Raw genomic sequence first — 25,781 nt, forward strand, 5'->3', positions numbered from 1 at the left:
TCCCACAGCTCCAGTCTCCTTGCTAGATCAGGAGCCTCTCCACCGGCCAGGACGGTTCATGCCGACGTAGAGGGCCGAGGGGGCGGTGCGTGGGGTGACCACTGTGTGGCTGGTGTCGACCGTGGCCCCCTGGGCGGAGTGCACGGTCGACGCGTACGCGAGCGCAACGTTCTCCGCGACGTAGTCGGCAGGCAGCACTATTGGCTGCCCGTCTCGAGTGGTGACTTCGAGTGCGCCGTCGTCGCGGACGGCGGTGACTTGGTAGGTCTCGCGGTTGATCGGGCCGCGGCGGTTGCCCTCGACCCCGGCCAGGTGCCAGCCGTTCGCCCTCGCCTCGACCAGGTCCCCGACACCGGCGTAGGTGCCATGCAGCCCCAGCGGGACACCCTGCTCGGCGACCCGGCCCAGCCGGACCAGCTCGGCACGCAGCTGCGCCGACAGCCGGGCCGCTCGTTCATTTGTGTCGACCAGCAGCAGCGACCTTCGGCCAGCGAGGGTGTCGGCCAGCCAAGCTCGCGAGGCCGAGGCCTCGGCTTGCTCCGGGTTTCCAGAGTCCAGCAGCCTCCCGTGGCGGTGGTAGTCGGCCAGCACCCGCTCATCTCCAGCCCGCAGTCGCAGGGATGCGGCGCGTTCCCAGTCGGCGGTGAACCGGCGGGCGTCGGCGAGCTCGTAGCGCGCCCCGGCGCCAGCGAGGAGCTCCATCCCGCCGCCAGCGCCGACGGCGGCGAGCTGCTTGTGGTCCCCGACCAGCAGCAGCTTCGCCCCGGCGTTGTCCACATGGGTGTGGATCGCGGCCATCGCGGCGGTGTCGGTCATCGCGGACTCGTCCACCACGACCATGTCCCCGGCCCGCAGCCGCCACGCCGAGTCCTCAGAGTGAGCGCCAGCTTCGGCGGTGGGTGCGGCGAGCCGGCCCTGGGTGGCGAGCCAGCGGGCGACGTTGCGGGAGGTCAGACCTTCACCGGCGAGCACGTCGGTCGCCACCTGGGAGGTCGCCAGCCCGAACACCCGCCGCTCCCCCGCCTCCCCGTGCAGAGCGGGGTCGGTCCATGCCTTGGCAAGGGTGCCGACCACGAACGACTTCCCCGTCCCCGCCGGACCCACTAGGGACTCCAGCCGCGCCCCGGAGGTGAGGACTCCGCGGACGGCGGCGGCCTGGTCCACACCGAGCTCGATCCCCGACTCGCGCAGCCCCTCGAGGAAGCGGGCCGCCTGGTGCGGCGCGAGGGCAGGGCCGTCGCGATCTGCGGTGGCGGCGACAAGGATGCGTTCGGTGCGCAGCTGGTCCGGTGTCGCGAACAATTGCCCGCCGGGGGCCTGGTAGGCGGAGTCGCCGTTGGCGAGCTGCAGCTCGGCGGGGAGCGCCGAGGCGCCAGGGCGTTCGGCGTCGAGTGCGACGGCGTAGCGCAGGCCCTCGTCGGCCAGCTCGTCGAGCAGCTTCGCGACATCGCCACCGTCGGCGAGGCCGAGATGGTCGGGCAGGGCGGCGTTGATCGTCCTGGTGAGGTCTGAGCGGGTCCACCCCGACTTGCGGGACTGGACGTCGGCGAGCGCGGTCTCGATGACCGCCTGCGGCGACCACGACTCCGCCGACGGTCCCGGACCCCGCGCGTCCAGGGCCGAGCGGGCGACACCGGCAAGCCCATCGGCGACCTCCGACCTGAGGGTGATGTCGATGCGATCGAGGAGCTGGGCACGGGTCTCGCCGTCGTGGGTCTTCAGCCGCCGGGTCGCAAAGGTGGCCTGCCTCGACAGCCGGTCACGCTCCAGCCCGTTCGGGGCGCGCCCGAACCGTTCCTCGAACGCCGTGATCAGCTCGGCGGCCTTCGCGGTGACATCGCGGCGGCGTGACGAAATCAGGGCGGTCGCCTCCGGTGCCACCCCGACCACCTCTCGGGAGCGGCCGTCGGGGCGGGTGGCGAACCGAACCCCCAATGCGTGGCTGAGCCGTTCCTCGGTGGTGCGCTCGGCGACCGCCCCGGCGGCGCCACGCCATCGGAAGATCGAGCGGCCGTCGAGGGTCCGCCACTGCCCGTCCGGACCCTGGGCCCGGTTGAGGATCGGGTTGTGGATGTGCAGCTGCGGATCGTGATCGCGGGAGTCGTGCTGGAAGAACGACGCCCCGACCCAGTCATGCGCGTCCACGTAGCGGCCCGCGGCGCCGCCGTGATGCCCGATGCGGGAGTACCCGGCCTTCTTGGACAGGTACTCCAGCGCGGCGTTGTTGCCCGCCCAGATCGCATCCTCCACTGCACCGCGGAACCTGCCCCAGGCCTCGGCCGTCTCGACGTCGCCCGCTGTACGGGCCTTCTGCTCTTCGGCGTTGAACGCGGTGTGCAGCAGGGTCACCGACTTCTGAACGCTGAACGTCACGTCCAGGAACGCCACGTTCTGCCGCACCTTCTTGCCCGCCTCCACCCTCAGCTCGGCCCGGCGTTCAGGGGAGGCGTTCGGCTCCTGTTCAAGGGCCAGGCTGTACAGCTCCTCCTCGGTCTTGAACCTCCGGCCGGTGTGGCCCAGCGTGGCTACCTCGTCCCAGCGGGCCGGGTCGCGGAAGCCCTCGGCGCGGGGGTCGAGGAACCGCTCGAACACCGCCCGCATGTCCTGCGCGTCGACGAGCCCGGTCAAGCCGAGTTGCTCGGCGCCGCGACCCCACCAACGGCCCGGCGGCTCGCCGTCGGTGACCGCGCCGGTGTAGTAGTTCTCGCGTCCGGTGGCGACCTCCTTGAGCAGGTAGTCGGGGCTATAGCCGGGACCGATGGTCAGCACGCGAACCACCTCGAAACGATCATGAAGGGGGCGGCCAGAAGATCGACAATGACTGCTGCACCGACGCTCGCCCGTCCCGCGCGGCCAGAGGTCGGACGGCCCCTTCGGATCGTGATGCATAGGTGTGAGTCATTCGATCTTGGTCGTTGAGTAGTTCGTTTGGAGTAGTTGTGGTTGCTGTTGAGGTCGTTGGTCGTGGTCGTCATCGGTTGCTCTTCTTCTGGGAATCGGAGGAGCTGGAGTCGGGGTCGTGGAGGTGTTGGTCGCTCGTGGTGGTGATCAGGTGCAGGGCGATCGGCGTGGTTTCCGGGCCGCTGTGGTCGTCGCGCAGCGCCTTGAGCGCCGCGGAGGCGGTGCCGCGCGAGACCCCCGCGGTGTCCTGGAGCTCGGAGACCGTGGGCCACTCCCGATGTGCCGCCCGGTGGGCCAGCGCGACCTCTTGGGCGCGGTCCCGCGCAGGGGACGGAGCCGCCGCTGCTCGCTCAGCCGGGTCGCGTCCCTCGACGTGTTCACCGCCGCCGTCCAGGACAGCCGGAACCCCTGAACGCTCGACCTCGGCCACCGGCTCAACGCTGGGCCCGGGCACGTAGCCCAGCCCGCTGTTCAGCCCGGGCGAGACCGCCTGAACACCTGGTGCTGAACGCTGAACACTCGGCACCGCTGAACGCCCTCCCGCGGTGTCCGGGCGCTGTACGTGTTCAGGGGCGGCGAGCAGGTAGAGCAGGTGCGCGACGACCGCGGCGGCGATCGCGGGCCACGCGCCGATGGCGAACCGCAGCCACGGCGGCGCCGCCAACGCCCCCGCCTCACCAGCGAGGAACACGGCCTGCGCGAGCCCGGACATCCCGGCGGCGACCACGACGACGGTCCACGCGTAGCGGGCCGCCGAACCCTGCAGCCTGGCGGTGGCGGTGTAGGCCACGAGCGCGAGCCCGTCTGTGATCAACGGGTAGAGCCAGGCGATCGGGCCTGGCACCCGCGAGGCCATCGCGACCTCGTAGAGACCGTGGGCGGTCGCGACCGCGGCGCCGATCGCGACGGCGAGGCCGGGCAGCCACACGACTGATCGCTTCCAGCTCATCGCGCACCTCCCCGCAGCGCCGCGCCGACGCGGGCCTCCGGGGACGGCGGGGGCTCGGGAGCGGGTTCCTCGCGAGCCTCGGCCCACCACTGCCCGAGGCGGTCCAGGTCGGCCTCGGAGGGGACGCTGGGGGCGCCGGTGACTTGGTTCGGCCAGCCGGGGCGGGTCTGGTGGTTCTCCCGCGAGCACACCCCCGCCGCGGCCTTGATCCTCCGGACCACTCCGGGGCGTTGGCGGTCGTGCCAGTCCCCCGCCAACGCCACCGACGCCGCCGGGCCCTGATAGGCCGCGGCCCAGGCGTGCATCAGCCAGAGCAGCTCCTCCACGACGTGCGGGTGCCAGCACCAACAGTCCGGGAACGACTCGACCGCGTCCGGGTACCGCAGGTACACCTGTCCGAGCCAGCCCGCGAGCTCGTCGAGTAGCCGCCCGGTGACCTCGACATCGGTCGGGGCCATCAGCCACGACGGCGCCGGAGTCGACGGCTTCCGCGCAGCCAACGCGGCGACGGTCTCCCCAAGCTCGGCGACCAGGCCCGAGAGGGTGTCAACCCGCGCCGGGAGCGGGGTGACCAGTCGTCGGAGGCCGTCGACCTCGCGGGCGAGCCCGGCCGTCGCGGCGTCGGGCTTGGTGGGGTTGGGCGGGATCATGCCGACCGTCCGTCCTCGGCGCGCTCGGCCCACATCGCCGCCTGCTGGTCGGCGCGCGCGGTGTAGCCAGGGCTGTGCTCGCGATCGACCCCGGCCGCGGTCGCCGCCCATCCGGCGGCGTTGACCGCGGCCCGGGCGCGGGCGTCGGCGGGGTTCTCTCCGACCTCGTAGTCGATCCACTCGTAGTCGCGGCGGATCTCCGCGACGTCTCCGGAGTCGAGGCCCCAGCGGTGCACCGAGTAGCCCAGGCGGGCGCTGGTGTCGGCGAGGTAGTCGCGGACCATGGTCTCGGCGACCTCCCGGGAACGGCCGGTCTGCTCGGCGAGCAGCTCGACTGCCTCGCCGCGGGTCAGCGGCACCAAGTCCTGGCCGGGCTCGGGCCAGCCCTGCATCGAGAACGCGTTGTCGGACATGGGCTACTCCTCTCTCGCGGGGGTCGGGACGATCTCGCCGTCGACGACCAGCACGTCACCCGGAAGCGCGGGCGAGGCGGGTCGGGTGAACTGCGGGCCCGGCCAACCGGGCACGCAGCGCCGCAGCACCCAGCGGGCCGCGGGGACCTTGTCGACGCCCCGGACGACCAGGCCCGCGGTGCTCGGGCGGCGACGGGCGAGACGGGTCCAGCGCACGTCGCGGCGCCGCCACGCCATCTGGGCCCACCCGACCACCGGCGGCATGCCACGGCGGATCACCAGCACCTTCCCGGCGGGCAGGTTCGCGATCTGCGCCGGCGACAGCACCGAGGTCTTGCGGGTGCCGCGCGCGACGGTGTTCCCGCGCGGGTCGAGGGTGTCGGCAGGCTCGTCCCGCTCCCCGGTCAACGTGGACCAGAACTGCAGATCGTCGCGGTCTCGGGTCCCGCCGAACACCATCACCGCGCCGGCGTTGTTCAGGATCGTCGCCGCCCCATGGGCGCCGTAGCGGGCCAGCAGCTGGGCGCGGGACTGGACGACGACGAGGATCGTCACCCCACGCCCGCCCATGTCCGCAGTCCACGACTCCAGCGGAACGGGGCAGATCAAGGCGGCCTCGTCGAGCGCGAGCCGCAAACCCGGGTCAAGACGCCCGCCCGACCTGGTCGCGGCGATCCGGCGAGCCTCGCGGGCGATGAACCCGGTCAACGCACACACCAGTGGCGCGGTCGGAGACTCCTCCCCGCCGAGCAGGAACACCGTCCCTCGCACCGCGAGGAGGTCACCGACATCGAGGGGGCGCGCACCCTCGGGGCCGAGCGCGGCCGCGGCCCTGGCGGGTGCGGAGGTGAGCCAGCCGAGCGCGGGCATGATCGTCGAGGTGATCGAGGTCCGGGTGCGGTCGTTGGTGGTCACGAACTGCTCGAACGACACCCCGAACCCCGGCTCCGGCGACCGACGCAGCAACGCCGTCACCTCCTTACGCGCCGTTTCGGGGTCGGCGGTCCAGTCCATGACCTCCCGCATCGACCGATGCCCCAACGCCGCGGCGTGCAGCAGCGCCTCCAGCACCCGGCGGCCCTGCAACTCCCAGTACTCCCGATCCCCACCCCCCGACGACGAGACAGCCGAGAGCAGGTCCGCCGCGCGCTCGGCGGCGGAGACGGGGTCCTGGCAGCCGGTCAGCGGGTCGAAGGTGACCGTCGAGGCGAGCTCGCCGAGTCCGGCCGGGTTGAACACCAGGACCGGGCCCTTGCGCTCCCGGTACGGGGTGCACAGTTCGAGGAGGTCCAGGCGAGTACTCGTCGCGAGGACGGCGCCGGGGGCGTCGATGATCTGCCCGGCCAGCCACCCGGACTTCCCCGACCGCGGCCCACCCACCGAGACGACGACGTCCTCGTTGGACGCCCACACCCACTGCCCACCCGAGCGGCACAGCCGCACCGCCACCTCAGGCACTGGGAGGGTCATCAGCTCCCACCGAGACAACGTCTCCAGAGACGGGCGCACGGTGGGAGCGCGGCGCAACATCGCTGCGGACCCACCGAACCGCACGATGTCGACCGAGGAGGCCACCCCGGACTTCCGCCGGGACCGGGCTCCCCACCGGGAGACGACCGACGCCGATCGCGTCCAGCGATACCGCAGGAAGATCAGCAGCCCGAGGGCGGGCACGAGCAGCAGCGGCCACGGCAGCGCCCGCAGGATCGTCAACGCGGGCAGCAATGCGAACAGGCCTATTACGAGGGCGATGCCTCGAGCTCGGCGTGTCCAAGCCAGTGCGGCGGCTGCGACCAAACCAATCAGCAGGACCGCGGTCGGGCTCCACAACATGTCCATCGGTCAGTCCCATCCTGTGTCTGCGCGCCATCTCGCGAGCGCTGCTTGATGACGGGTGCAGGTCGTCGCGTGTCCGGATTCCTGGTCATCTGGGTGCGAGCTACCGATCGGCCCGTAGTCGGTCACGAGCTCGCCGCAGGATCTGCAGCGCCAGTAGGTCGATGGGGTCCGAAACGAGTGCCAAGTGGGCTCGGCTCGTCGACCCTCGACGACCTCGGCGAACGCCGCCTCGGCACGCGGGTCGTCGGTCGTACCGTCCGACAGCTCCAACGCCTCCCCGACCTCGTCCCACGAACGGCCAGCGGCGCGGGCGTCCCGGACCTGCTCGACGAGCAGACCGCGGGCGGCGCTCGCCAACGCCCGCGCGGCACGCACCCCAGGTAGCGGATCCACAAGGCGCTGACGTGTCAGCATCTGGTAGCCGGGAATCGGTTCGACCACGATCTCGCCGTCGAACTCTTCGGCTGCAATCTCGAAGGCCAGAGATTCCAGCCGACGGCCGACACCAATGGGCGCCATCACCGACCACTCCTCACGCAGCTCGCCCGCTCGTGGTTCTCGGCCCCTCGCTCCTTGTCCGACTGGGCGCGAACCTGCGCAGCCCACCGGGTCGCAGTCCGCCGTGTGACGGCGAACTGGGCGGCGACCTCGGCGGGACGCGCGCCACGCTGAATGGCTAGTCGTCCTGCGGCCGCAACCTCGCGCCGATCACCCAGGACGGGCGGCCCGAGCCGCCCACTCGGCTTCAGAACCTCCGCGGGAACCGGCAGCTCCCGTCGCTCGTCGGCGGTCAGACCGCCAGCGATGCCGTATGGAAGCGAGCGACGCGCCCAGGCCCTGCACCTCATGAGCACCGGGCACCGAGCGCAGACTTCCTTGGCCGCAGCGATCTCGGTGACCGCGTGTTCTCCCCGTTCGATCACGGGGAAGAAGAGCTCAGGGTCTTCATCGGCGCATGCGGCACTGTCGCGCCAGTCGACTTCGCTCACGGCTGCTCACCTCCGGGCTGATTGAGCACCGGAGTCGAGGCGCCGTCGAGCGTTGAGAAGAACGTGGCCGCAGCGTCAGGAATGGCCTGTCCGAGCGGCGTCGCGACGAGGACGAGGAAGGCGATGAGCGAGAAGGCGATCGCGGCTCCTGCCAGCCTCGCCCTGGCGCATAGGAAGGCTCCAAGGACCGCGAGGAAGATCAGCACCCCGGGGCTAGGCATGACGCTCCTCGCGCATCGCGGTGGCCTCGGCCGCCCACGCGGCGGCGTACTCCTCGACGACAACGGTTCTCCCAGCCAGCGCGTCGGCGATCAGCCGCTCAACGAAGGCCCGCGGCACCAATGCCTTCGAGCCGATCTTCACTGCGGGGAAGGCGCGCGCCTCGACCTTCCTGCGGATCGTCATGTCCGAGCAGCCGAGGGCGAGCGCGGCGGCATGGATCGTCATCAACGGGTGGGCGGTCGGTTCGTTCACGAGGTCGCCTCCTGGTTCTGGGAGGACCGTCGGGGCGGCGAGAGTCCGTTGCCCGTGAAGTCCTGGGAGTGACATCAGGAAACGACGGAACGTGAGTGCGAAACACCCTGCGTAGGCGCCAGCTTGATGGGCAGAATTTCCCCGCCAAACAGGGAAGGATCGTCTAGACTGACCTCAACCGCCGAGAGGGGGCAGGCGAGATGGCGGCACGGCCCCGAAGTCAGCGACAGCTTCAGATCCAGCGGTCGCGCGAGATGCGCAACGACGGCCACACGTGGACCGAGGTTGCCGCCGAGTTCCGCGAGACCTACCGGGTCAACGCGCGCGTAGCGCTGCGCGTCGCGCACGGATGGAGCCAGGGGGACGTCGCGGATCGTTGGAACGAGCTGTGGCCGGACGATCCCAAGACCTTCAAAAACATCTCGTATTGGGAGCGGTGGCCTGCGGAGTCTGGCTACGAGCCGTCGCTCGAAGTGCTCGCGAGGCTCGCGGAGATCTACGCCTGCCACCTCACAGACCTGCTCGTCGACGTCGGCGACCATCGCGCGGCCGACCCCGTGCAGCGGGCCCGAACCGAGCTGGCACGCTTGCCAGCAGTGGTGACCACAGGTGAGCAGGAGCTATCACAGGACACCAGCGACGACGTTGGTGCAGGCCGCGCTGCGCTCCGCGAACTCGCCGAGCGGCTTGAGCGCGCCCCCGCGCAGGACGTCGCCGAACAGCTCGCGATCTGGGTGAGCCAGCTCGATCCGGCCTTCGACCGGCGGTCTCTGCTGGTGAAGCTGGGATTCGCCTTCACCCTGGCCGCGGCTACGCCCACTGTCGATGCCCCACGGCCCGCCACAGCGGCCGTTCCCGGGACGCTCGACCTTTCCGGGGTCTGGAAGAGCGAGTACAGTTTCTACAGCGATGGGCGCGGGCAGGAGCTCGCGTCGACTCACTACGTCGTCATCCGGCAGCAGGGCAACGCGTTGAGCGTCGAGAGCCTGCCGCACAGCACCGGCTCGGAGCTGCGCATGGAACTCGCCCTCGACGGCATCAGCGCGACCGGTACGTGGGAGGAGAAGACCTCACCCACGGGCTACTACAAGGGCGCGGTCTACCGAGGCGCGATGCAACTGCTGATTGAGTCCGGTGGACAGATGACAGGCCGGTGGCTCGGCTTCGGAAAAAGGTTCCAGATCAACAACGGCACCTGGGAGCTTCGCCTCGAATCCAGGTCGCTCACCTCGGACAGCGTTGCCGAGTTAGTTCGCATCGCGCGCCTGACCAGGCGAACGTCTCCTAGTTCAGGCCTCTGGTGGACCGGTGACCACCGCGACGATGACTGACCCAGACGGGAACTGCCGCATCGAGACCATGTCGACGATGCCCGCCAACATCTTCGCGACATACGTCAGCTCAAGGTCTACGCCGTGCCTGACCTCGAAGTCCTGTGCGAACTCCCGCAGTTCGGCCGGGCGTCGAGCGAAGCCGCCGAAGTGATAGTCCAACTGCAGATCCCAGTTGTCGGTGACCTGCCCCGCTACTCCCTGAAGCCCACGCACATCATCGGCGAGAAACGCGCCGCCCTTGAGCGAGGAGAAGCCGAGCACCCGCACTCCGCTCGGGACAGCACACGCGAGGCCGGCCAATGTCCCTCCCGTACCGACCGGCGCGCAGAGGACGTCGTAGGGAAAGTCGATCTCAGCCGGCAGCTCAGCCACACCGCGTACAGCTGCTGCGTTGCTTCCACCCTCAGGGACGAGGAAGAACTCCCCGAACCGCTCGTGCAGCGGGCCGAGGACTTCGTCCGACGTCTTGATCCGGTATCGGTCCCTGTCGATGTAGGCCAGCGTCATGCCGCGGGTGGCGGCATAGGCCAGAATCGGATTGTGGGGCAGGTGCTCCTCGCCCCGGATGACGCCCACGGTCTCGAAGCCGAAGTAGTAGCCCGCGGCTGCAACTGCGCGGATGTGGTTGGAGTAGGCGCCGCCGAAGGTCAGGAGCTTGGTCTGGCCGGCTGCCTCGGCGTCTTTCAGGTTGTACTTGAGCTTGCGCCACTTGTTGCCGGGGATGTCGGTGTGAATGAGGTCGTCCCGCTTGAGAAGCAGCCGCACACCGTGGCGTTCGAGGCGCTCGTCGTGGATCTCCTGGACGGGAGAGGGCACGACGAGCTTCAGCTCGTCGAGGTGGCTCTCGACCGTCATGACGCCTCCGGACGTGCTCCCTTCGCGACGACCCAGCGGCTGCCGCTGCGTTCGATGATGCCCTCTTGGCCCAGGGACGTGACGGCGCGCTGGGCTGTGGAGCGGGCAAGGCCGAAGTGGGCGGCGATGTCGGGGACCGTTGGGAGCAGATCGCCCGGCGCGAGCTCATTGGCGCGGACGGCCATCCGGAGGGCCGAGGCAATCTCCAGGTACGTCGTCGCGTCGGGTCGGACGTAGTCGGCGAGGGGACGGCTCGTGCTGGCGAGACGACGACCCGCCCTGAGGCGCGCGACAGGTTCCGCGGCTGCTGCTTTCGCTCGCAGCGTCGTGAGGTCACCTGCCAAGAGCTCCGCAGCCCTCTGGTCGGCCGGCTTGGTCCAGCTCGCATAGACCCGCAGCGTGGTGGCGCCGCCGTCGCTGTGGCCGAGCCGGCCCGCAGTCGTCCTCAGGTCCACGCCTGCTGCGAGGAGCTGCGTCGCGTTGAAGTGCCGCAGGTTCTTCAGAGGCTCGGTGATGCCGAGTCCGTTCGCGACGTCCCGATAGGCGTGAGTGAAGTGGTCCGGGTGCCACGGGTTGGCACCCGCGGGATCCGGCGAGAAGAGGAAGGCGTCCGCGGCGAGTGTCAGCCCGACCGGTGCGAGGCCGGCCTCTCGCGTGACCCTGAACTGAGTCAGCAGCTCGACCGAGACCGAGTCGAGAGACAGCAGTCGCTCCTCGCCGGTCTTGGTCCCCTTGAGCCGGCGCTCCCCGGAACGGACGACGTAGCTCGAGCCGACACGCAACAGCCCGCGCTCCAGCTCGAAGTCCGACCAACGCAGCGCAACGAGCTCGCCACGGCGGGCTCCCGTGGTGACCGCGAGCCACAGGAAGACTCCGAGCTCCTCGTCAGCGGAACCCGCTGCGTTCAGAAGTGCAGCGACCTGTTCCGGACGCGGTGGGAGGGCCTGACGACGGGCGAGCTTGGGCGGGTGCGCGTGGTCAGCTGGGTTGCGCTCTATCCAGCCCCAGGACACGCCGTAGTTCAGAGAAGCCGAGAGGATCGCGTGCACACGGCGAACCGCCCCCGCGGACATCGGCTTGCACACATGGCCGGGCAACGGGCTCTTGCAGAGCTGGTTGCACCGGCGGAGGTGGGTGTAGAGCTTGTCAAGGATGTCCACCCGATGCTGGAGCTTCCGGATTGGCATGTCGCCGAGCGCGGGCTTGATCGTGCGCCGGATGTAGCCGGCGGACGTCTCAGCGGTGCTCAGCTCGTGATCGACGGTCTCCATCCAGCGATCCAAGAGAGTCGCGACGGTGCGCTTGAGTTCCACCTTCTCGCCCGTGTCGGCTAGCGCGAGGAGGCGCTCAATGTCCGCCTCGGCCTCCGCTCGGGTTCGTCGGTTCTCGCCCCGCAGGTATGTCTGCTGGTGCGTGACAGGGTCCTTGCCCGCGTAGACACGCGCGCGAAAACCGGACCTCCGCGTCTCGACTGAGCCCCTCGCCATGAGCAGAAGCTAAGCCAGAAACCCTCGGACATGCCCCTACTCATGCCCCGGGCGGATCAGATGTGGATCTTCTAGCGAGAGAAACAGGCTGCTGACCTGCTCCTTCTATGGAGCCGCCTTGGGGAGTCGAACCCCAGACCTACGCATTACGAGTGCGTCGCTCTAACCGACTGAGCTAAGGCGGCGTGGTGCGTTGCAAGGATACCTACCGGCTCCGCCACCACGACCGGCCCCCCTCCCGTCACCCGGATGGGTCCTCTTTAGCTGGTCCCGGCGTGTCGGTCTGGACCGTCGCGGCGATGCTTCGATCATGACGGTCGCCTCGGATCCGCGGATCGGTGACGTGCTGGTCGCCGAGGGGCTGGTCACCGCGGAGCGGCGGGACTGGGCGGTGGAGGTGGCCGCGCGGAACGGGGTGCGGGTGGGGTCCGTGCTGGTCGCGGCCGGGCTCGTCAAGCGGACCGAGCTGTACCGGTTGTTGGCGCGGACCTGGGAGAGCGGGTACGTCGACCTGGCCGCCACCTCGGTGGAGCGGGGTCTGTCCGAGGGGCTGGACCCGCAGGTGCTCGGGGCGGAGGGGTGGTTCCCGGTCCACACGGAGCCTGCGCCAGGCACGGTCGGGAGACCGTGCTCGTCGCGACCTCCGAGCGGCCCACCGAGGAGCGGCGCCACATCGAAGGCGTGCTGGGCAGGCCGGTCACCCTCGCCGTCACCACCGACTGGGACGTCCTGCAGGCCCTGCACGCAACTACCGGGAGGCGGTTGTCGAGCAGGCGACGCTGGGGTTGTGGGCACGGGACAGGGCACAGTCGGCGCGGCAGGTGCTGTTCCCGGCGCAGCACGTCGTGCTGTGGATCGTGGTCGCGGTGCTGGTCGGCGGGCTGGTGCAGGCGCCGCGGGCCACGCTGATCGCGCTGCTCGCGGTCGTCTCGCTCGCATTCCTGGTCAGCGTGACGTTCAAGTTCGTCGTCTGCATGGTCGGGGTGCGGCAGGAGAACCACGTCCAGGTCACCGACGACGAGGTCACCGCGCTCCGCGACCAGGACCTGCCGGTCTACACCGTGCTCGTGCCGGTGTTCCGGGAGGCGAACATCGTCGCGCAGCTGATCGACAACCTCGGCGGGCTGGACTACCCCCGCCGAGAAGCTGGAGATCCTGCTGCTGCTCGAGGAGTCCGACACCGAGACCATCGAAGCGGCGAAGGCTGCGAACCCGCCCCGCAACGTCACCTTCCTGATCATCCCGCCGGGCCACCCGCAGACGAAGCCCAAGGCCTGCAACGTCGGGTTGTTCCTGGCCCGCGGCGACTACCTCGTCATCCACGACGCCGAGGACAAGCCGGACGCCGACCAGCCCAAGAAGGCCGTGGTCGCCTTCGGACGCGGCGGCGAGCGGCTGGTCTGCGTCCAGGCCGCGCTGAACTAGTGGAACGCCGCGGACAACTGGCTGACCCGGATGTTCACCACCGAGTACTCGTTCTGGTCGACTTCATGCTGCCCGGGCTGGACCGGCTGGGCCTGCCCATCCCGCTCGGCGGCACGTCCAACCACTTCCGGACCGCCGCCCTACGACGGCTGGGTGGCTGGGACCCGTTCAACGTCACCGAGGACGCCGACCTCGGCATCCGGGCGGCGGCGCTCGGACACACCGTCGGCGTCATCAACTCGACGACGTTCGAGGAGGCCAACCGCGCCCCCGGCAACTGGGTCCGGCAGCGCTCCCGCTGGATCAAGGGCTACCTGCAGACGCTGCTGGTGCACCTGCGGCACCCGGTCCGGCGCGTGCGGACGGCGAGCCTGAAGCAGACCCTCGTGACCACCAACCCGGACGTCTTCGCCTTCCGTGACGGCGTGTGGCCCGGCCTGCTCGCGGCGGCCGGGACCGTCGACGAGACGCTGTGGCACGTCCTGCTCTTCCTGGCCGTAGCCATGCTCTACGCGATCCGCTTCCCGGCGGCGCTGATCGGCTACCTGGTGTCCGTCGTGGCGGTATGGATCGGCTGCGGTTCACGCCGGTGTCGGCGTACGTGCTGTTCACGCTGGTGGCGCTGATGTCGATCCCGCGGAACACGGACCGTCGGACGGGCCGGGTGCTCGCCGCCGTCGGGATGGTGCAGCTCGTGATCGCCTGGGTCCCGCCGCCGACGAGCCCCGGGTTCGAGCAGCGGTCGGCAGCCGTGCTGAGCTGACGGGTCAGTCCAGCAACAGCCGGTCGACGAGCTCCACCACCCAGTCCGCGTAGGCCTCGATGGTCCAGCCCCGGCCGCGGAGCAGCTTGTCGACGGCCTCGAAGCTCGCCAGCGCCCAGTAGAGGTCCACGGCGCGGGCGAGGTCCATGCGCAGCCACGGGCCGAACGACTCGACGACCGCGCGGTAGTCGGTGAACCGGCGGCGTTCGTACTCCGTCCACGCCTCGGCGATCTCCGGGTCCGCGCCGGCGGCCTCGCGGAAGACCCACATCATCGGGGCCGCCATCGGCAGCACCTCCAGCGCCACGCGACGCAGCTGCTCGAGCTTGGCCTCCCGGTCGGACTCCTCGACCAGCCTGCTGAAGCCCTCGCGGCGGGCGAGGGGCACCTCCACGTCGTCCCCGACGAGGCTGCGGTCGACGGCGGCGAGCAGCAGCGCGGACTTCGCGCCCTGGCTGAACACGGTCTGGACCGAGACGCCGGCCTCGGCGGCGATCGCCTTCATGGTGGTGGCCGCGTAGCCCTCGCGCAGGAAGCAGCGGCCCGCCGCGTCCAGCACCGCGGAGCGCGTCTGCCGGGCCTGCTCCTCGCGCAGTGCCGAGCGGTACGTCCTCACCACGGGGATTGACTCTACCACTGCTCAATTCATAATATCGGCGCTACAGCGAAAAGGAGACGCCATGACCACCCTGACCAAGAAGGACCAGCGCCTGACCGCGCTCATGCGGAGAATCGGCTCACTCCACACCGCCCTGCTGCGGAAGACGCGCGGGCGCGGACTGTGGCGGTTCCGGGGCGGAGACCTCGTCCTGCTCACCCACACCGGCCGCCGGAGCGGTCGCCGGTTCACCACACCCCTGCTGCACCTGCGGGACGGGGAGGACGTGCTGGTCGCGGCGTCGAACGGCGGAGTGGACGCGGAGCCGCAGTGGTGGCTCAACCTGCAGACCACGCCGTACGCGGAGGTCGAGATCCGCGGCGAGCGGTGGGCGGTCGTGGCCGAGGCGATCCCGGACGCCGAGCGGGCCGCGGTGTGGGAGCGGTTCCGGCAGGTCGGCGGCTACTTCGACGGCTACCAGGCCACCGTGTCCCGCACGATCACCCTGGTTCGGCTGCGTCCCTGGGGGCGCTGATCAACCCTGCTGGAGGCGGGTCATCATCGCCTCCACCGCGATCCGCGGCTTGACGTTGAGCTCCAGGGCCTCGCGGCAGGCGAGGACGGCCTCGAGCCTGCGCAGCGCGGACTCCGGGCTCCACTCGCGGGCGGCCTGCGCGACCTCCGACTCCCGGTCCGGGTTCATCAGCGCGACCGGCGACCCGCTGACCAGGACGTCCCGGTAGAAGCCCGCGAGATCGACCAGTGCGCGGTCCAGCGCGTCCCGCTGAGTGCGGGTGTTGCGGGACTTCTGGCGCTTCTCCAGCTCGCGCTCGGCGGCCTTCGCGCCCCGGGCGGCCTGGGCAGCGCCCTTCCCGGTGCCGCCGGCCCCCATCGCGACGGCGAGCTCCTCGCGCTCCGAGGCGTCTCGCGCCCCGCTCATGTCCGAGGCCTCGCTCTCGGCCTCGCGGACCAGGTCGTCCGCGAAGGCGAACGCGTCCCCGAGGTGCCGCAGCCGCAGCGGGACGCCGAGGATCCGCTCCCGGCGCTGCCGGGCATCCGCGTCTCGGGCCAGCCTGCGGGCGCGGCCGACGTGCCCGCCGGAGACCGACGCGGCCCAGTGCGCGGTCTCGGGCTCGATGCCGTCCCGCTCGACGAGTACCTCCGCGATGGCCTCCGGGGCCGGCGCGCGCAGGTAGACGACCCGGCAGCGGGAGCGGATGGTGACGGGCACGTCCTCCGGATGGTCCGACGGCGCGCACAGCAGGAAGACGGTCTGGTCCGCGGGCTCCTCCACCGCCTTGAGCAGCGCGTTCGAGGCGCCCTCGGTGAGCCGGTCCGCGTCGGTGATCACGAGGATCTGCCACTTGCCGGTGGAGGGCCTGCGCGCGGCGAGCTGCACGAGGTTGCGCATCTCCGCCACCGAGATGGACAGTCCCTCGGGCACGATCTCGCGGACGTCCGCGTGGGTGCCCGCCAACACGGTGTGGCAGGCGGTGCACTCGCCGCAGCCGCCGAACTCGCACTCCAGCGCGGCGGCGAAGGCCCGGGCGGCGTTGGATCGGCCGGAGCCGGGCGGGCCGGTGAACAGCCACGCGTGCGTCATCGAGGTGTCCAGTGCGGCCGCGCGGCTCAGCTCGGCGACCGCCTCGGGCTGCCCGACGACGTCTCCCCAGACGGTCATGTCCCGGAGACCCGCGGGAGGTCGGCGGGCTGCTCGGGGGCGGGCGGCAGGGACGGCTCGACGCCGGCGAAGACCCGCCCCGCGACCTCCTCCGGCGCTCCCTCGGCCTCGACGACGACGTAGGAGTGCGGCTCGGCCGCGACCAACCCGGCCAGCAGCCGCTGCACCCGCACGTGCTCCTCGCCCGCGATCGCGCCCGACCCGGCGGCGGCCTCCCGGTCCAGCAGGACCGAGACGTCCGGTCGCAGGCCGCCGGTGGACCACGCGGCCAGCCGCTCGAGCTCGCCGGGCTCCAGCTCGGCGTCCATCCGGTCCGCCGCGACCCCGAACTGCGCGATCGGGCTGGCCATGAACCGGTCCACGACGACGACCGCGCCCTCGGCGAGCGCGGGCCGGATGATCCGCTCCACGATGTCCGCGCGGATCGCCGCCGCCGCGAGGGCCTTGGCCCGTGCCCCGGACAGGTTCGCCTCGCGGGTGGCCGCGGCCCAGCGGGACGCGTCCCGCTCGCTGTCCTCCGACTCGACGACGACGTGTCCCTGCCCGCGCAGCGAGGCCGCCAGCCGGGCGGCCTGGTCCGCCGTCTCGGCCGGGGTGGCGCCCTCGACCGCGATCAGCGTGCCCGAGCCGCGCCGCGGCTTGCCCTGGCGCAGCACGGACAGCATGTCCCGCAGCAGCGGCTCGAACCGGCGCTCGTCCATCTGCCGGTAGGCCAGCGTGCCGACCACCGCCGCGACGAGCCCGCCGCCCGCCAGCACGAACCGCGTGCCGTCCACCGTGAAGGTGTGCGCGAACAGGGTGATCGAGCGGGTGCTGACCAGCCCGACCAGCACCGGGACCAGCGACATCGAGCCGAGCAGCACCAGCCGCACCAGCGACTGCACGAACGCGACGATCCGGCCGCGGATGTCGTCCGCCACCTGGGAGCCGATGATCGTGAGCCCGGTGAGGAACGCGATGCCCGCGAAGCCGCCGACCAGGGCCACGGCCAGGATCGCCATGAACAGGTACCCGGACACCGCCACGATGAGCAGCGCCGCGCCCGCCCCGACGATCGCGGTGCCGAACAGCCGGTTGTGCGGCAGCTTGTGCGCGAGCTTGGGCGCCACCGCCATGCCGCCCGCGAGCCCGACGAACACGGCCGTGAACAGCACGGAGTACGCCGCGTCCCCGCCGCCGAGGCTGGCCGCGTAGAGCTTGGCCGACGCGATCACCGCGCCACCGGCGGCGAACGCCCCGATGATGCCGAGCACCAGGCCGCGGATCAGCGGGGTGGTCGCCACGTACTGGAAGCCCTCGCGCAGCAGCGTGAGCAGCTTCGGCGGGGCCTCGGCGTCCTTGCGGTCGGTGTGCCCGGAGATCTCCGGGATGCGGAACCAGACGATGATCGCGCAGAGCAGGAAGGCGCAGCCGTCCAGCACCAGGGCGATGTAGACCGTGGTCAGCGCGGCGGAGCCGTCCTCCCCCGGCAGCAGGTGCCCGATGCTGGAGACCACGGTGAACAGCCCGGCCGCGATCAGCACGGACACGCCGTAGGTGACCACCAGCGCGAGCTGGTTCGCCGTCTCCACCTGGTCCTTGCGGCGGAGCAGGTTCGGGACCGACGCGTCCTTCGCCGGGATCCAGAACATCGCGCACATCTCGATCAGGAAGGTGGCGGCGAACAGCCACCACAGCGACCCGACGAGCGGGATGGAGACGAACAGGCAGAAGCGCAGGACGTCGCAGGTCACCATGACCTTGCGCCGGTCGAAGCGGTCGGCGAGGGCGCCCGCGAGGGGGCCGAGCAGCAGCGCGGGCAGCAGCTTGGTGGCCACGACCCCGCCGAGTGCGAAGCTCTGGGCCGCGTAGCCGGTGGTCAGCTGCGTGGCCAGCGAGGTCAGCGCGAGCAGCGACAGCCACTCGCCGGTCGCGGTGACGGCGGTGACGCCCCACAGCCTGCGGAAGGCCGGAATGGCCAGCACGCTGCGGACACGGTGCGCGGTGGGGGCCGGGTTGCTCGCGGCAGGGCCCACCCCCGGGATCTCGGCGCCGATCGAGGACCACCTCCACTCCCCGTGCGGCAACAGGCTGCGGACCGGGCCGAGGCTGCGGGGAGAGCGCCCGGACCGTCGACCAGGGTAGACGGGCGCACCGACACTCCGGTTCCGGTACCGGTCCGCGGCTCTCAGCCGTTCATCAGCACGTAGATCAGCTGCAGGACGATGAGCAGGTAGACGCCCAGGAAGAACAGCGCGAAGGCCCGTGAGCCGAGCCGCCCGCGCAGCCGCCGGGACAGCCCCAGCCCCTCGTCCGTCGTGATCGGCGGCCGGTGCTCGATCCCGTCGACGACCGCGCCGCGCGGCTCGGCGGCCCTGCCCCGCCGGGCGCCCCGCCCGACGAGCGTGGGTGCGGGGGTGATCCGGCCCAGGTCGGGGGCCCGGGGCGGCAGCGGTGGGGGCGCGGGGACGAGCGGGGGGAGCACCTCGACCGGCGGCGGTACGACGACCGCGGCCGACTCGACCACCGCGGCCGACCCGACGTCCTCGGCCGGACCGGCGGGCTCGACCGGCTGCTCCCGCGCCGGATCGTGTCGGCCCGTCTCCCACGGCCCGCCCTTCGGGCCCCGCGGGAACGGGAGCAGCCCGATCCACCGCGTGAGCACGTCGGCGCGGGGGACCTCGGACATGGTCAGCGATGGTAGGCCGCGAGGCGGTGCCCGGCCCGTCACGGACGCGGCGCGTCAGCCGCCGTCTCCGCCGTCCCCACCCTCGGCGGGCGGGGCTCCCTCGGCGGGCGGGGCGCCCTCGCCACCCTCACCCGGCGGGGCGGGCGGAGCGGGCACGGTGCCGCTGCTGACCTGCAGCACGATCTGCTCGCCGGGCAGCGCGGTGCCTCGCGGGCTCTGCCCCACGACGGTCCCCGCGGCGGCCAGGTTGTCCACCGTGGTGGTGCTGACCTGCCAGTTCGCCCGTTGCAGGATGGCGCGCGCGTCGTTCACCCCGCGCCCGACGACGTCCGGCACGCGGGTCTCGGCACCCCCGGTCAGGTACCGGTCCTCGGTCGGCGGGAGCGGCAGGACGGGCGTGCCCTCGACCATCGGCTTGACCGCGCCGAACCACGTCTCGGCCGGCGTCTTGCCGCCGAAGATGTTGCCGCTACGGCAGGCGAAGGGGGCACCCGCGCCGTCGCACAGCGGCTTGGGCGAGTTGGAGTTGTCGAAGGTGATCACCGAGCCCGACAGGTTCGGCAGGAACCCGACGAACGCCGCCGACTTGTGCTGCTGCGTGGTCCCGGTCTTGCCCCCCATCGGCCGGTTCCAGCCCACCTGCCGGGCGGCACCCGCGGCCGTGCCGGAGATGTCGTCCTTGGACAGGCCGGTGAACAGGGTGTTGGCCAGCCCGGGCTCGACGACCTGCTCGCACGGGGCGTCGGTGATCGCGACCGGCAGGCCCGCGGCGTCCGTGATCGACTCGATCGGGCTCGGCGGGCACCACTTGCCCGCGCTCGCGATGGTGGCGCCGACGTTGGCCAGCTCGAGCACCGACGTCGGGGTGACCCCGAGGGTGAACGACGCCTGCCGCTGCGCCTTGGTCACCTCGGCGATGGACCGGTCCGTGCGCCGCCCGGTGTTCGGGTCGACGAAGGGCGTCGTGGCCAGCGACTTCATCCCGAGCCGGACGGCCATGTCGACGACGTCCGGAACGCCGGTGAACTCCTCCAGCTTGACGAACGCGGTGTTCGGCGAGGTGGCGAGCGCGTCCTGCAGGCTCATCCGCTCCGGGTAGTTGCCGGCGTTCTGCACCGGGATCGGGCGCCCGCCGCCGTCGACGTAGATCGGCGACGCGTAGCCGCTGGGCGGGACCGACATCTGGTAGTTGATGCCGAGCCCCTTCTCCATCGCCGTGGCCGCGGTGAAGATCTTGTAGACCGAGCCCGCACCCAGGTTGACCGGCTCGTACGGCAGGCCGTAGCTGGTCTCCAGCGCCTCGGCGTCCAGCCCGAAGGTGCGGCTGGAGGCCATCGCCAGCACCCGGTGCTTGTCCTGACCGGGCTCGACGAGCGACATCACGTTGGCGACGGCGGGCTGGCTGGGCGGGACCTCGCCGTCCAGCGAGGCCTTGACCTGGGCGAGCTTCTGGCGGTCCAGCGTGGTCTTGATGGTGTAGCCGCCACGGGCGACCTGTTCGGGAGAGAACCCGTGCTCGGCCAGGTAGGTGCTGACGTACTTGCAGAAGAAGCCCGCGTCCCCGGCGCCGATGCAGCCGTTGGGCTGGGTGTTCAGCGGGGTGGCCAGGCCGAGCGGCTGGGCGGTCGCGGACCGGGCCTGGGCCTCGTCGATCATGCCCTGGTCCTCCATCTGGGCGATCACGACGTTGCGCCGGTCCAGCGCGGCCTGCGGGTTGTTGACCGGGTCGGTGGCCGAGATGTTGCGGACCATGCCCGCGAGCAGCGCGGCCTGCGCGACGGTGAGGTCCTTCGCCTGCACGCCGAAGTACGTGCGCGCGGCGCTCTCGATCCCGTACGCGCCGTTGCCCCAGAACACGATGTTGAGGTAGCGGGCGAGGATCTCGTCCTTCGGCAGCTGCCGCTCGAGCTGCAGCGCGACCCGCGCCTCGCGCAGCTTGCGGGCGGGGGTCTGCTCGGTGGCCTTGAGTCGCTCCGCCTCGGTCTGCGCCTCGACGTAGAGCGTGTAGTTCTTGACGTACTGCTGGGTCAGCGTGGACGCGCCCTGCACGACGTCCCCGGACGCCGAGTTGGCGATCACCGCGCGGATCGTGCCCTGCCAGTCCACGCCCTGGTGCTCGTAGAAGCGGCGGTCCTCGATGGCGACCATCGCGGCCTTCATGGCCGGGGAGATCTGCTCCGCACCGACCTGCTGCCGGTTCTGGTCGAAGATCCACGCGATGGGCAGGCCCTGGTTGTCCGTGAGCGTGGTGGTCAGCGGCAGGCCGCCCTCCACCAGGCTGGACGACGCCGAGTTGACGCTGTCCCCGGCGTCGTTGCTGACCAGCCCGATCCCCGCCGCGAACGGGAACGCCATCCCCGCCGCGACGACGCCGGCGAGCAGGCACAGGCCCAGCAGCAGACCGATCGGGCGCGCCAGATGACGGGGAGGAGCCACGGTGGGAGGGTACCGACCCGTTGGTGAAGCTTGAGTAGTTTCGCCGGGTGTCGGGCGGAACCGCCCGCTCCCAGAATCCGTCTCAGTTGCCGAACGCGGACCGCCCGGGTCCGCGCGGGGTGGAGGAGACGAAGCGTGACCACACCGCTGACCAGCTGGAACTGGCGGGCCGCGGCCCGCTGCCGGACCACGGACGCCGAGGGGCTGTTCGTCCGGGGCGCGGAGCAGCGCGAGGCCAGGGGCTTCTGCCGGGCCTGCCCGGTACGGACCGAGTGCCTCGCCCACGCCCTGGACCAGCGCGTGGAGTTCGGGATCTGGGGCGGGATGACCGAGCGGGAGCGCCGGGCGCTGCTGCGCTCCCGGCCGGACGTCGAGAACTGGGCGGACCTGCTGGGTGCCGCACGGCAGGCCTTCTATGAGGAGGAAGCCGCGGCGGGATAGGTAGATCGGCCCTGTAGGACGAGTACCCGTTGCCCATGTGCCGCCGGTCACGCCGCGGGACTCTTGCGGAGCACCGATGAATCAGGGCCGGGCCCCCGGTCTCCTCATCAGTGACCCACACCACACAGGAGGCCCGAGATGTTCACCCCGATCTGCTGCCCCGGTTGCACCGCCATCGTCATCGTCCCCGACTTCAGTGAGACGTTCGGCGCGCTCGGCCGCCAGTGCCCGTGCTGCGGCATCGACGTGACCGAGACACAGGACGCCGATCTGGTCCGAGTCCCCGCCAGGAGGAAGGAGGCGGCGTGATCAGGGCCGTGATCAGCGCAGGGAGCGCACGGTCCCGACCGGCGGCACGGGCGGGGCCTGGTCCGCCAGCCGCTCGCCCACCGCACGCAGCCCGTCCAGGTCGGAGATGTCCCCTGCCACCGCGGGGACCCGCACCACCGGCACGGACGGATGGGCACCGGTGAAGCGGGCCAGCAGCCGCTCCTCGCGCTCGGCCAGGTCCACCCGGTCGGCGTGCAGCCGCAGCACCGCGCTCGCCAGCCGCGAGGACCCCGCGTTCTCCGCCGCCGTGCGTGCCTTCGCCGCGGACAGCGGCGCGAGCACCGGATGGGTGCGGTTGAGCACCAGCCCGGCCAACGGCATCCCCTCGCCCGCCAGCCGGTCGACGAAGTAGGCGGCCTCGCGCAGGGCGTCCGGCTCCGGCGTCGCGACGACGAGGAACGCCGTGCCCCCCGACCGCAGCAGCTCGTAGGTCCGGGTCGCCCGCTCGCGGAACCCGCCGAACATGGTGTCGAACGCCGAGACGAAGGCCGACGCGTCGGTGAGCAGCTGGCCGCCGACGATCGTCGAGACCGCCTTGGCGAACAGCCCGAAACCCGCCCCGACGATCTTCCGCAGACCCTTGCCGCCCGCCCGCGCAGGCGAGCTGAGCAGCCGGATCATCCGGCCGTCGAGGAAGGTGGACATGCGCTGCGGTGCGTCGAGGAAGTCCAGCGCCGACCGCGACGGCGGGGTGTCGACCACGATCAGGTCCCACTCGCCGCGGGCGTGCAGCTGCCCCAGCTTCTCCATCGCCATGTACTCCTGCGTGCCGGAGAACGAGCTGGAGACGGTCTGGTAGAAGGGGTTGGCGATGATCTTCTCGGCCCGGTCCGGGGTCGAGTGCGCGTAGACCATGTCGTCGAACGTGCGGCGCATGTCCAGCATCATCGCGTCGAGCTCGCCCCCCTCCAGGGGGACCGCGCTCGGCTCGTTGGACAGCTCGTCCAGCCCCAGTGCCTGGGCCAGCCTGCGGGCCGGGTCGATGGTCAGCACGACGACTCGACGACCGCGCTCGGCCGCCCGGAGGGCCACCGCGGCCGCGGTGGTGGTCTTGCCGACCCCGCCGGAACCGCAGCAGACCAGGATCCGGGTCGCCGGGTCGTCGATCAGCGCGTCGATGTCGAAGTCGATGTCGATGTCGATGGTCGCACCCCCTGCTCGGTCAGCTCCGCGGCGAGCTCGTAGAGCCCACCGAGGTCCACGCCCGCGAGCAGCTGGGTCAGCTCCAGACGCGGCACGTCCGTCTCGGCGGACAGCCGCTCGCTCGCGGCGGCCTCGGCGGCCACCCGCACGGCGTGCTCGACGGTCTCGGCCACCAGCCCGTCCAGCACCAGCGGCGGGAGGTCGAGACCCGCGGCGGCGAGCCCGGTCCGGATCCGGCCCGCGTCCACCCGGCCGTGCGCGGCGGAGGCCACGGAGCGGTCCGGCAGCCACTGCTCGCGCACCCGGTTCACGATCACGGACCCGACGGGCAGGTTCGCCGCCTCGAGCTCCCGGATCGCGTCCAGCGTCTCGGTGACCGGGAGGTCCTCCAACAGCGTGACCAGGTGCACAGCCGTGCGCGGCGAGTGCAGCAACGCCACGACCCCCTCCGCCTGGCTGTGGATCGGCCCGGTGCGGGCGAGCTCGGCCATGGCCTTGGTGACGTCCAGGAACGTGACCAGCCTGCCGGTGGGCGGGGCGTCCAGCACGACGGCGTCGTACACCGGGCGGCCGTTCTCGGTGCGCGTCACGCACTCCTTGACCTTGCCGGTGAGCAGCACGTCCCGCAGACCGGGGGCGAGGGTGGTGGCGAACTCGACCGCGCCCATCCGCTTCAGGGTCCGCCCGGCCATGCCGAGCTTGTAGAACATCTCGAAGTACTCGAGCAGCGCGGCCTCGGCGTCCACGGCCAGGGCCCGGACCTCGCCGCCGCCGGGTGCGACGGCGATCCGGCGCTCCTCGTAGGGCAGCGGCGCGGTGTCGAACACCTGGGCGATGCCCTGCCTGCCCTCCACCTCGACGAGCAGGGTGCGCCGACCGCCCGCCGCGAGGGCGAGGGCCAGCGCGGCGGCGACGGTCGTCTTGCCGGTGCCGCCCTTGCCGGAGACCACGTGCAGACGCGCCGCCCACGGATCAGCAGAGGACGTCACCCCACCAGCGTACGGAGAGTCCGTCCGGCCGACCGCGTGCAGCCCGCCACTCGTCGCACGCTCCGCCCACCGGCCCACGTTCACGGGTCACCCCTTGGCTACAGTCCGACGCATGAGCTCCCCGGTCCCGACCAGGTGGGAATACCTGAACGCCCCCCTCCTGATCCACAACACCAAGGCGATCCTGGACAACTTCGGCCGTGACGGCTGGGAGCTGGTCTCGGTCGTGCCCGGCGCCACACCGGAGAACCTGATCGCGTTCTTCAAGCGGCCGGTGCAGTCGTGACGACCCCCTCGCAGCGGCTCGCGGAGCTGGGGCTGACCCTGCCCGCCGTCGCCGCGCCCGCCGGGTCGTACATCCCGGCCAAGGTCTCCGGGTCGCTGGTCTTCACGGCGGGTCAGGTGCCGTTCGTCGACGGGAAGCTCCCGCGGACCGGGAAGGTCGGCGCCGAGGTCACGCCCGAGGAGGCCGAGGACCTCGCGCGCATCTGCGTGCTGAACGCCCTCGCCGCGATCGACGCGCTGGTCGGGATCGACAACGTCAAGGGTGTCGTGAAGGTCGTCGGGTTCGTGGCGTCCGCGCCCGGGTTCGGCGGTCAGCCCGGTGTGGTGAACGGCGCGTCGGACCTGCTGGCCGAGGTGTTCGGGGAGTCCGGCGCGCACGCCCGGTCCGCGGTGGGCGTCGCGGAGCTGCCGATCGACGCCCCGGTGGAGGTCGAGCTGATCGTCGAGGTCGCGTAGTGGACGTCGCGGCGGCACACGAGCTGCTCGTCCGGCTGGCCGGGCGGCTGCCGGACGACGTCCTCTGGAGGCTCCGGGACTGGGTCGCGGCGGACGCCGCGGCGCCGGTCGGGGCGCTGCTGCCGCGGGCCCTGCTGCGCAACCGGGTCGGCCTCACGGACGGCGAGCGGTCCCTGCTGGCCGCCGCGGCCGGGGACTCCCGGCTGGTCGACGCCGTGCTCCCGCTCTCCGTCGACACCCCCGTGCCGGCCTTCACCCCCGGCCCCGAGCTGCCGGACCCGGCACTGATGGGCGCCATGGCGGTCGTCGCAGGCCACCCGGGTGTCGAGGAGCTGCGTGACTCCCGGCGGGGCCCGCAGCGGGTGCTCATCGTCTCCGGGGCCGATCGGCCCTGGGCCCTGACCGGCACGCTGCAGCGGCTGCTGCGCGTGCACGGCGACCGGACCCCCTGCGTCGAGGTGCTGCCCGCGGAGACGGAGCTTGCGAAGTCGACCATGGGCACCGGGACGGAGCTTGCGAAGTCGACCATGGGCACCGGGACCGAGCTCGCCGAGTCGACCGGCCGCCGCGGCTTCGAGCCGCCCGCCTACCACCAGGCCGCGATCGTCGGCTCCCGTCCGGTATGGACCGCTCCGACGCGACCGCGCGTGCTGTCCCCCACGAGCTGAGGAGGGC

General features: G+C 71.6%; 28 protein-coding genes, 1 tRNA gene and 1 pseudogene. 10 read left to right on the top strand and 20 right to left on the bottom strand.

The window, feature by feature from the left end; all coding sequences use genetic code 11:
* Nucleotides 1-27: 27 nt before the first annotated feature.
* From mobF to ABD993_RS02270, 9 genes and pseudogenes are all read right to left on the bottom strand, one after another.
* Nucleotides 28-2,769 (bottom strand): MobF family relaxase, encoded by a 2,742-nt coding sequence (mobF, locus tag ABD993_RS02230; RefSeq protein WP_345412140.1) that lies wholly within the window; start codon nt 2,767-2,769, stop codon nt 28-30.
* A gap of 202 nt (nt 2,770-2,971) precedes the next feature.
* Nucleotides 2,972-3,850 carry a hypothetical protein gene (locus ABD993_RS02235; RefSeq protein ID WP_345412142.1) on the bottom strand — a complete coding sequence of 293 codons (879 nt, stop codon included), beginning with the start codon at nt 3,848-3,850 and terminating at the stop codon, nt 2,972-2,974.
* Complete coding sequence (locus ABD993_RS02240) at nt 3,847-4,500, bottom strand: hypothetical protein (RefSeq protein WP_345412144.1); 654 nt, start codon at nt 4,498-4,500, stop codon at nt 3,847-3,849. Before ABD993_RS02240 ends, ABD993_RS02235 begins: the two co-directional genes overlap by 4 nt.
* Complete coding sequence (locus tag ABD993_RS02245; RefSeq protein WP_345412146.1) at nt 4,497-4,913, bottom strand: hypothetical protein; 417 nt, start codon at nt 4,911-4,913, stop codon at nt 4,497-4,499. Before ABD993_RS02245 ends, ABD993_RS02240 begins: the two co-directional genes overlap by 4 nt.
* Before the next feature lie 3 nt (nt 4,914-4,916).
* Entirely contained in the window at nt 4,917-6,752 is a 1,836-nt protein-coding gene (locus tag ABD993_RS02250) for a type IV secretory system conjugative DNA transfer family protein (RefSeq protein ID WP_345412148.1), read from the bottom strand.
* A 3-nt stretch (nt 6,753-6,755) separates the two neighbouring features.
* Entirely contained in the window at nt 6,756-7,274 is a 519-nt protein-coding gene (locus ABD993_RS02255) for a hypothetical protein (RefSeq protein WP_345412150.1), read from the bottom strand.
* A gap of 245 nt (nt 7,275-7,519) precedes the next feature.
* A pseudogene (locus ABD993_RS02260) lies at nt 7,520-7,741 on the bottom strand (WhiB family transcriptional regulator); the annotation flags it as partial.
* On the bottom strand, nt 7,738-7,947 hold the full coding sequence (locus ABD993_RS02265; RefSeq protein WP_345412152.1) for a hypothetical protein: 210 nt from the start codon (nt 7,945-7,947) through the stop codon (nt 7,738-7,740). The gene ABD993_RS02265 and the pseudogene ABD993_RS02260, both read right to left, overlap by 4 nt.
* 7 nt (nt 7,948-7,954) lie before the next feature.
* Nucleotides 7,955-8,215, bottom strand: coding sequence for an excisionase family DNA-binding protein (locus tag ABD993_RS02270; RefSeq protein ID WP_345412153.1), 261 nt, complete (start codon nt 8,213-8,215; stop codon nt 7,955-7,957).
* 254 nt (nt 8,216-8,469) lie between these two features.
* Between ABD993_RS02270 and ABD993_RS02275 the strand changes: the two genes are divergently transcribed.
* Nucleotides 8,470-9,546: a helix-turn-helix transcriptional regulator gene (locus ABD993_RS02275; protein ID WP_345412155.1), complete on the top strand. Its 1,077-nt coding sequence runs from the start codon at nt 8,470-8,472 to the stop codon at nt 9,544-9,546.
* Here ABD993_RS02275 and ABD993_RS02280 read toward each other — a convergent pair.
* From ABD993_RS02280 to ABD993_RS02295, 4 genes are all read right to left on the bottom strand, one after another.
* Nucleotides 9,505-10,404, bottom strand: a complete 900-nt coding sequence (locus ABD993_RS02280; RefSeq protein ID WP_345412157.1) for a 1-aminocyclopropane-1-carboxylate deaminase/D-cysteine desulfhydrase — start codon at nt 10,402-10,404, stop codon at nt 9,505-9,507. The genes ABD993_RS02275 and ABD993_RS02280 overlap by 42 nt on opposite strands.
* Entirely contained in the window at nt 10,401-11,717 is a 1,317-nt protein-coding gene (locus ABD993_RS02285; RefSeq protein WP_345412159.1) for a tyrosine-type recombinase/integrase, read from the bottom strand. Before ABD993_RS02285 ends, ABD993_RS02280 begins: the two co-directional genes overlap by 4 nt.
* Before the next feature lie 282 nt (nt 11,718-11,999).
* Nucleotides 12,000-12,076 (bottom strand) — tRNA-Thr (locus ABD993_RS02290).
* 563 nt (nt 12,077-12,639) lie between these two features.
* On the bottom strand, nt 12,640-12,918 hold the full coding sequence (locus tag ABD993_RS02295) for a hypothetical protein (RefSeq protein ID WP_345412160.1): 279 nt from the start codon (nt 12,916-12,918) through the stop codon (nt 12,640-12,642).
* Nucleotides 12,919-13,037: 119 nt separating this feature from the next.
* Between ABD993_RS02295 and ABD993_RS02300 the strand changes: the two genes are divergently transcribed.
* From ABD993_RS02300 to ABD993_RS02310, 3 genes are all read left to right on the top strand, one after another.
* Complete coding sequence (locus ABD993_RS02300; RefSeq protein ID WP_345412216.1) at nt 13,038-13,316, top strand: glycosyltransferase family protein; 279 nt, start codon at nt 13,038-13,040, stop codon at nt 13,314-13,316.
* A gap of 65 nt (nt 13,317-13,381) precedes the next feature.
* Entirely contained in the window at nt 13,382-13,942 is a 561-nt protein-coding gene (locus ABD993_RS02305; protein WP_345412162.1) for a glycosyltransferase family 2 protein, read from the top strand.
* Nucleotides 13,906-14,079 (top strand): hypothetical protein, encoded by a 174-nt coding sequence (locus ABD993_RS02310; RefSeq protein WP_345412163.1) that lies wholly within the window; start codon nt 13,906-13,908, stop codon nt 14,077-14,079. The genes ABD993_RS02305 and ABD993_RS02310 overlap by 37 nt, the downstream gene beginning before the upstream one ends.
* A gap of 4 nt (nt 14,080-14,083) precedes the next feature.
* Here the strand turns inward: ABD993_RS02310 and ABD993_RS02315 are convergent, their stop codons facing one another.
* Complete coding sequence (locus ABD993_RS02315) at nt 14,084-14,698, bottom strand: TetR/AcrR family transcriptional regulator (RefSeq protein ID WP_345412164.1); 615 nt, start codon at nt 14,696-14,698, stop codon at nt 14,084-14,086.
* A 61-nt stretch (nt 14,699-14,759) separates the two neighbouring features.
* Between ABD993_RS02315 and ABD993_RS02320 the strand changes: the two genes are divergently transcribed.
* The gene (locus ABD993_RS02320; protein ID WP_345412165.1) at nt 14,760-15,212 is read left to right on the top strand and encodes a nitroreductase/quinone reductase family protein; all 453 of its coding nucleotides are present in this window, start codon (nt 14,760-14,762) and stop codon (nt 15,210-15,212) included.
* On the opposite strand, the gene ABD993_RS02325 is transcribed toward ABD993_RS02320, so the two are convergent.
* From ABD993_RS02325 to ABD993_RS02340, 4 genes are all read right to left on the bottom strand, one after another.
* The gene (locus tag ABD993_RS02325; protein WP_345412167.1) at nt 15,213-16,358 is read right to left on the bottom strand and encodes a DNA polymerase III subunit delta'; all 1,146 of its coding nucleotides are present in this window, start codon (nt 16,356-16,358) and stop codon (nt 15,213-15,215) included.
* Nucleotides 16,355-18,322, bottom strand: coding sequence for a bifunctional MFS transporter/dTMP kinase (locus ABD993_RS02330; protein WP_345412169.1), 1,968 nt, complete (start codon nt 18,320-18,322; stop codon nt 16,355-16,357). Before ABD993_RS02330 ends, ABD993_RS02325 begins: the two co-directional genes overlap by 4 nt.
* Before the next feature lie 203 nt (nt 18,323-18,525).
* Nucleotides 18,526-19,026, bottom strand: coding sequence for a hypothetical protein (locus tag ABD993_RS02335; protein WP_345412170.1), 501 nt, complete (start codon nt 19,024-19,026; stop codon nt 18,526-18,528).
* Nucleotides 19,027-19,080: 54 nt separating this feature from the next.
* On the bottom strand, nt 19,081-21,462 hold the full coding sequence (locus ABD993_RS02340; protein WP_345412172.1) for a transglycosylase domain-containing protein: 2,382 nt from the start codon (nt 21,460-21,462) through the stop codon (nt 19,081-19,083).
* A gap of 135 nt (nt 21,463-21,597) precedes the next feature.
* Between ABD993_RS02340 and ABD993_RS02345 the strand changes: the two genes are divergently transcribed.
* Together ABD993_RS02345 and ABD993_RS02350 are read left to right on the top strand one after the other, a co-directional pair.
* Nucleotides 21,598-21,903 carry a WhiB family transcriptional regulator gene (locus ABD993_RS02345; protein WP_345412173.1) on the top strand — a complete coding sequence of 102 codons (306 nt, stop codon included), beginning with the start codon at nt 21,598-21,600 and terminating at the stop codon, nt 21,901-21,903.
* Between the two features lie 138 nt (nt 21,904-22,041).
* Nucleotides 22,042-22,212 (top strand): hypothetical protein, encoded by a 171-nt coding sequence (locus tag ABD993_RS02350; RefSeq protein ID WP_345412175.1) that lies wholly within the window; start codon nt 22,042-22,044, stop codon nt 22,210-22,212.
* A gap of 12 nt (nt 22,213-22,224) precedes the next feature.
* Here ABD993_RS02350 and bagB read toward each other — a convergent pair whose 3' ends face one another.
* Both bagB and bagA read right to left on the bottom strand, forming a co-directional pair.
* On the bottom strand, nt 22,225-23,370 hold the full coding sequence (gene bagB, locus ABD993_RS02355) for an ATPase BagB (protein ID WP_345412218.1): 1,146 nt from the start codon (nt 23,368-23,370) through the stop codon (nt 22,225-22,227).
* A complete protein-coding gene (gene bagA, locus ABD993_RS02360) occupies nt 23,340-24,365 on the bottom strand; it encodes an ATPase BagA (RefSeq protein WP_345412177.1) in 1,026 nt (341 codons plus the stop codon). The genes bagB and bagA overlap by 31 nt, the downstream gene beginning before the upstream one ends.
* A 112-nt stretch (nt 24,366-24,477) precedes the next feature.
* Between bagA and sp36 the strand changes: the two genes are divergently transcribed.
* From sp36 to ABD993_RS02375, 3 genes are read left to right on the top strand one after another with little or no spacing between them, the layout of a single operon-like run.
* A complete protein-coding gene (gene sp36 / locus ABD993_RS02365; RefSeq protein WP_345412179.1) occupies nt 24,478-24,651 on the top strand; it encodes a Sp36 family protein in 174 nt (57 codons plus the stop codon).
* Nucleotides 24,648-25,106 carry a RidA family protein gene (locus ABD993_RS02370; RefSeq protein ID WP_345412180.1) on the top strand — a complete coding sequence of 153 codons (459 nt, stop codon included), beginning with the start codon at nt 24,648-24,650 and terminating at the stop codon, nt 25,104-25,106. Before sp36 ends, ABD993_RS02370 begins: the two co-directional genes overlap by 4 nt.
* Nucleotides 25,106-25,774 carry a hypothetical protein gene (locus ABD993_RS02375; protein ID WP_345412182.1) on the top strand — a complete coding sequence of 223 codons (669 nt, stop codon included), beginning with the start codon at nt 25,106-25,108 and terminating at the stop codon, nt 25,772-25,774. Before ABD993_RS02370 ends, ABD993_RS02375 begins: the two co-directional genes overlap by 1 nt.
* Nucleotides 25,775-25,781: the final 7 nt, after the last annotated feature.

Source organism: Pseudonocardia xishanensis (assembly GCF_039541715.1).
Taxonomy (GTDB): domain Bacteria; phylum Actinomycetota; class Actinomycetes; order Mycobacteriales; family Pseudonocardiaceae; genus Pseudonocardia; species Pseudonocardia xishanensis.

Coding starts and splice junctions, on each gene's coding strand:
- sp36 (WP_345412179.1), top strand. CDS start 24,478: ATGAGCTCCCCGGTCCCGACCAGGTGGGAATACCTGAACGCCCCCCTC.
- ABD993_RS02325 (WP_345412167.1), bottom strand. CDS start 16,358: ATGACCGTCTGGGGAGACGTCGTCGGGCAGCCCGAGGCGGTCGCCGAG.
- ABD993_RS02320 (WP_345412165.1), top strand. CDS start 14,760: ATGACCACCCTGACCAAGAAGGACCAGCGCCTGACCGCGCTCATGCGG.
- ABD993_RS02240 (WP_345412144.1), bottom strand. CDS start 4,500: ATGATCCCGCCCAACCCCACCAAGCCCGACGCCGCGACGGCCGGGCTC.
- ABD993_RS02275 (WP_345412155.1), top strand. CDS start 8,470: ATGCGCAACGACGGCCACACGTGGACCGAGGTTGCCGCCGAGTTCCGC.
- ABD993_RS02235 (WP_345412142.1), bottom strand. CDS start 3,850: ATGAGCTGGAAGCGATCAGTCGTGTGGCTGCCCGGCCTCGCCGTCGCG.
- ABD993_RS02305 (WP_345412162.1), top strand. CDS start 13,382: ATGCTGCCCGGGCTGGACCGGCTGGGCCTGCCCATCCCGCTCGGCGGC.
- ABD993_RS02280 (WP_345412157.1), bottom strand. CDS start 10,404: ATGACGGTCGAGAGCCACCTCGACGAGCTGAAGCTCGTCGTGCCCTCT.
- ABD993_RS02245 (WP_345412146.1), bottom strand. CDS start 4,913: ATGTCCGACAACGCGTTCTCGATGCAGGGCTGGCCCGAGCCCGGCCAG.
- ABD993_RS02350 (WP_345412175.1), top strand. CDS start 22,042: ATGTTCACCCCGATCTGCTGCCCCGGTTGCACCGCCATCGTCATCGTC.
- ABD993_RS02250 (WP_345412148.1), bottom strand. CDS start 6,752: ATGGACATGTTGTGGAGCCCGACCGCGGTCCTGCTGATTGGTTTGGTC.
- ABD993_RS02335 (WP_345412170.1), bottom strand. CDS start 19,026: ATGTCCGAGGTCCCCCGCGCCGACGTGCTCACGCGGTGGATCGGGCTG.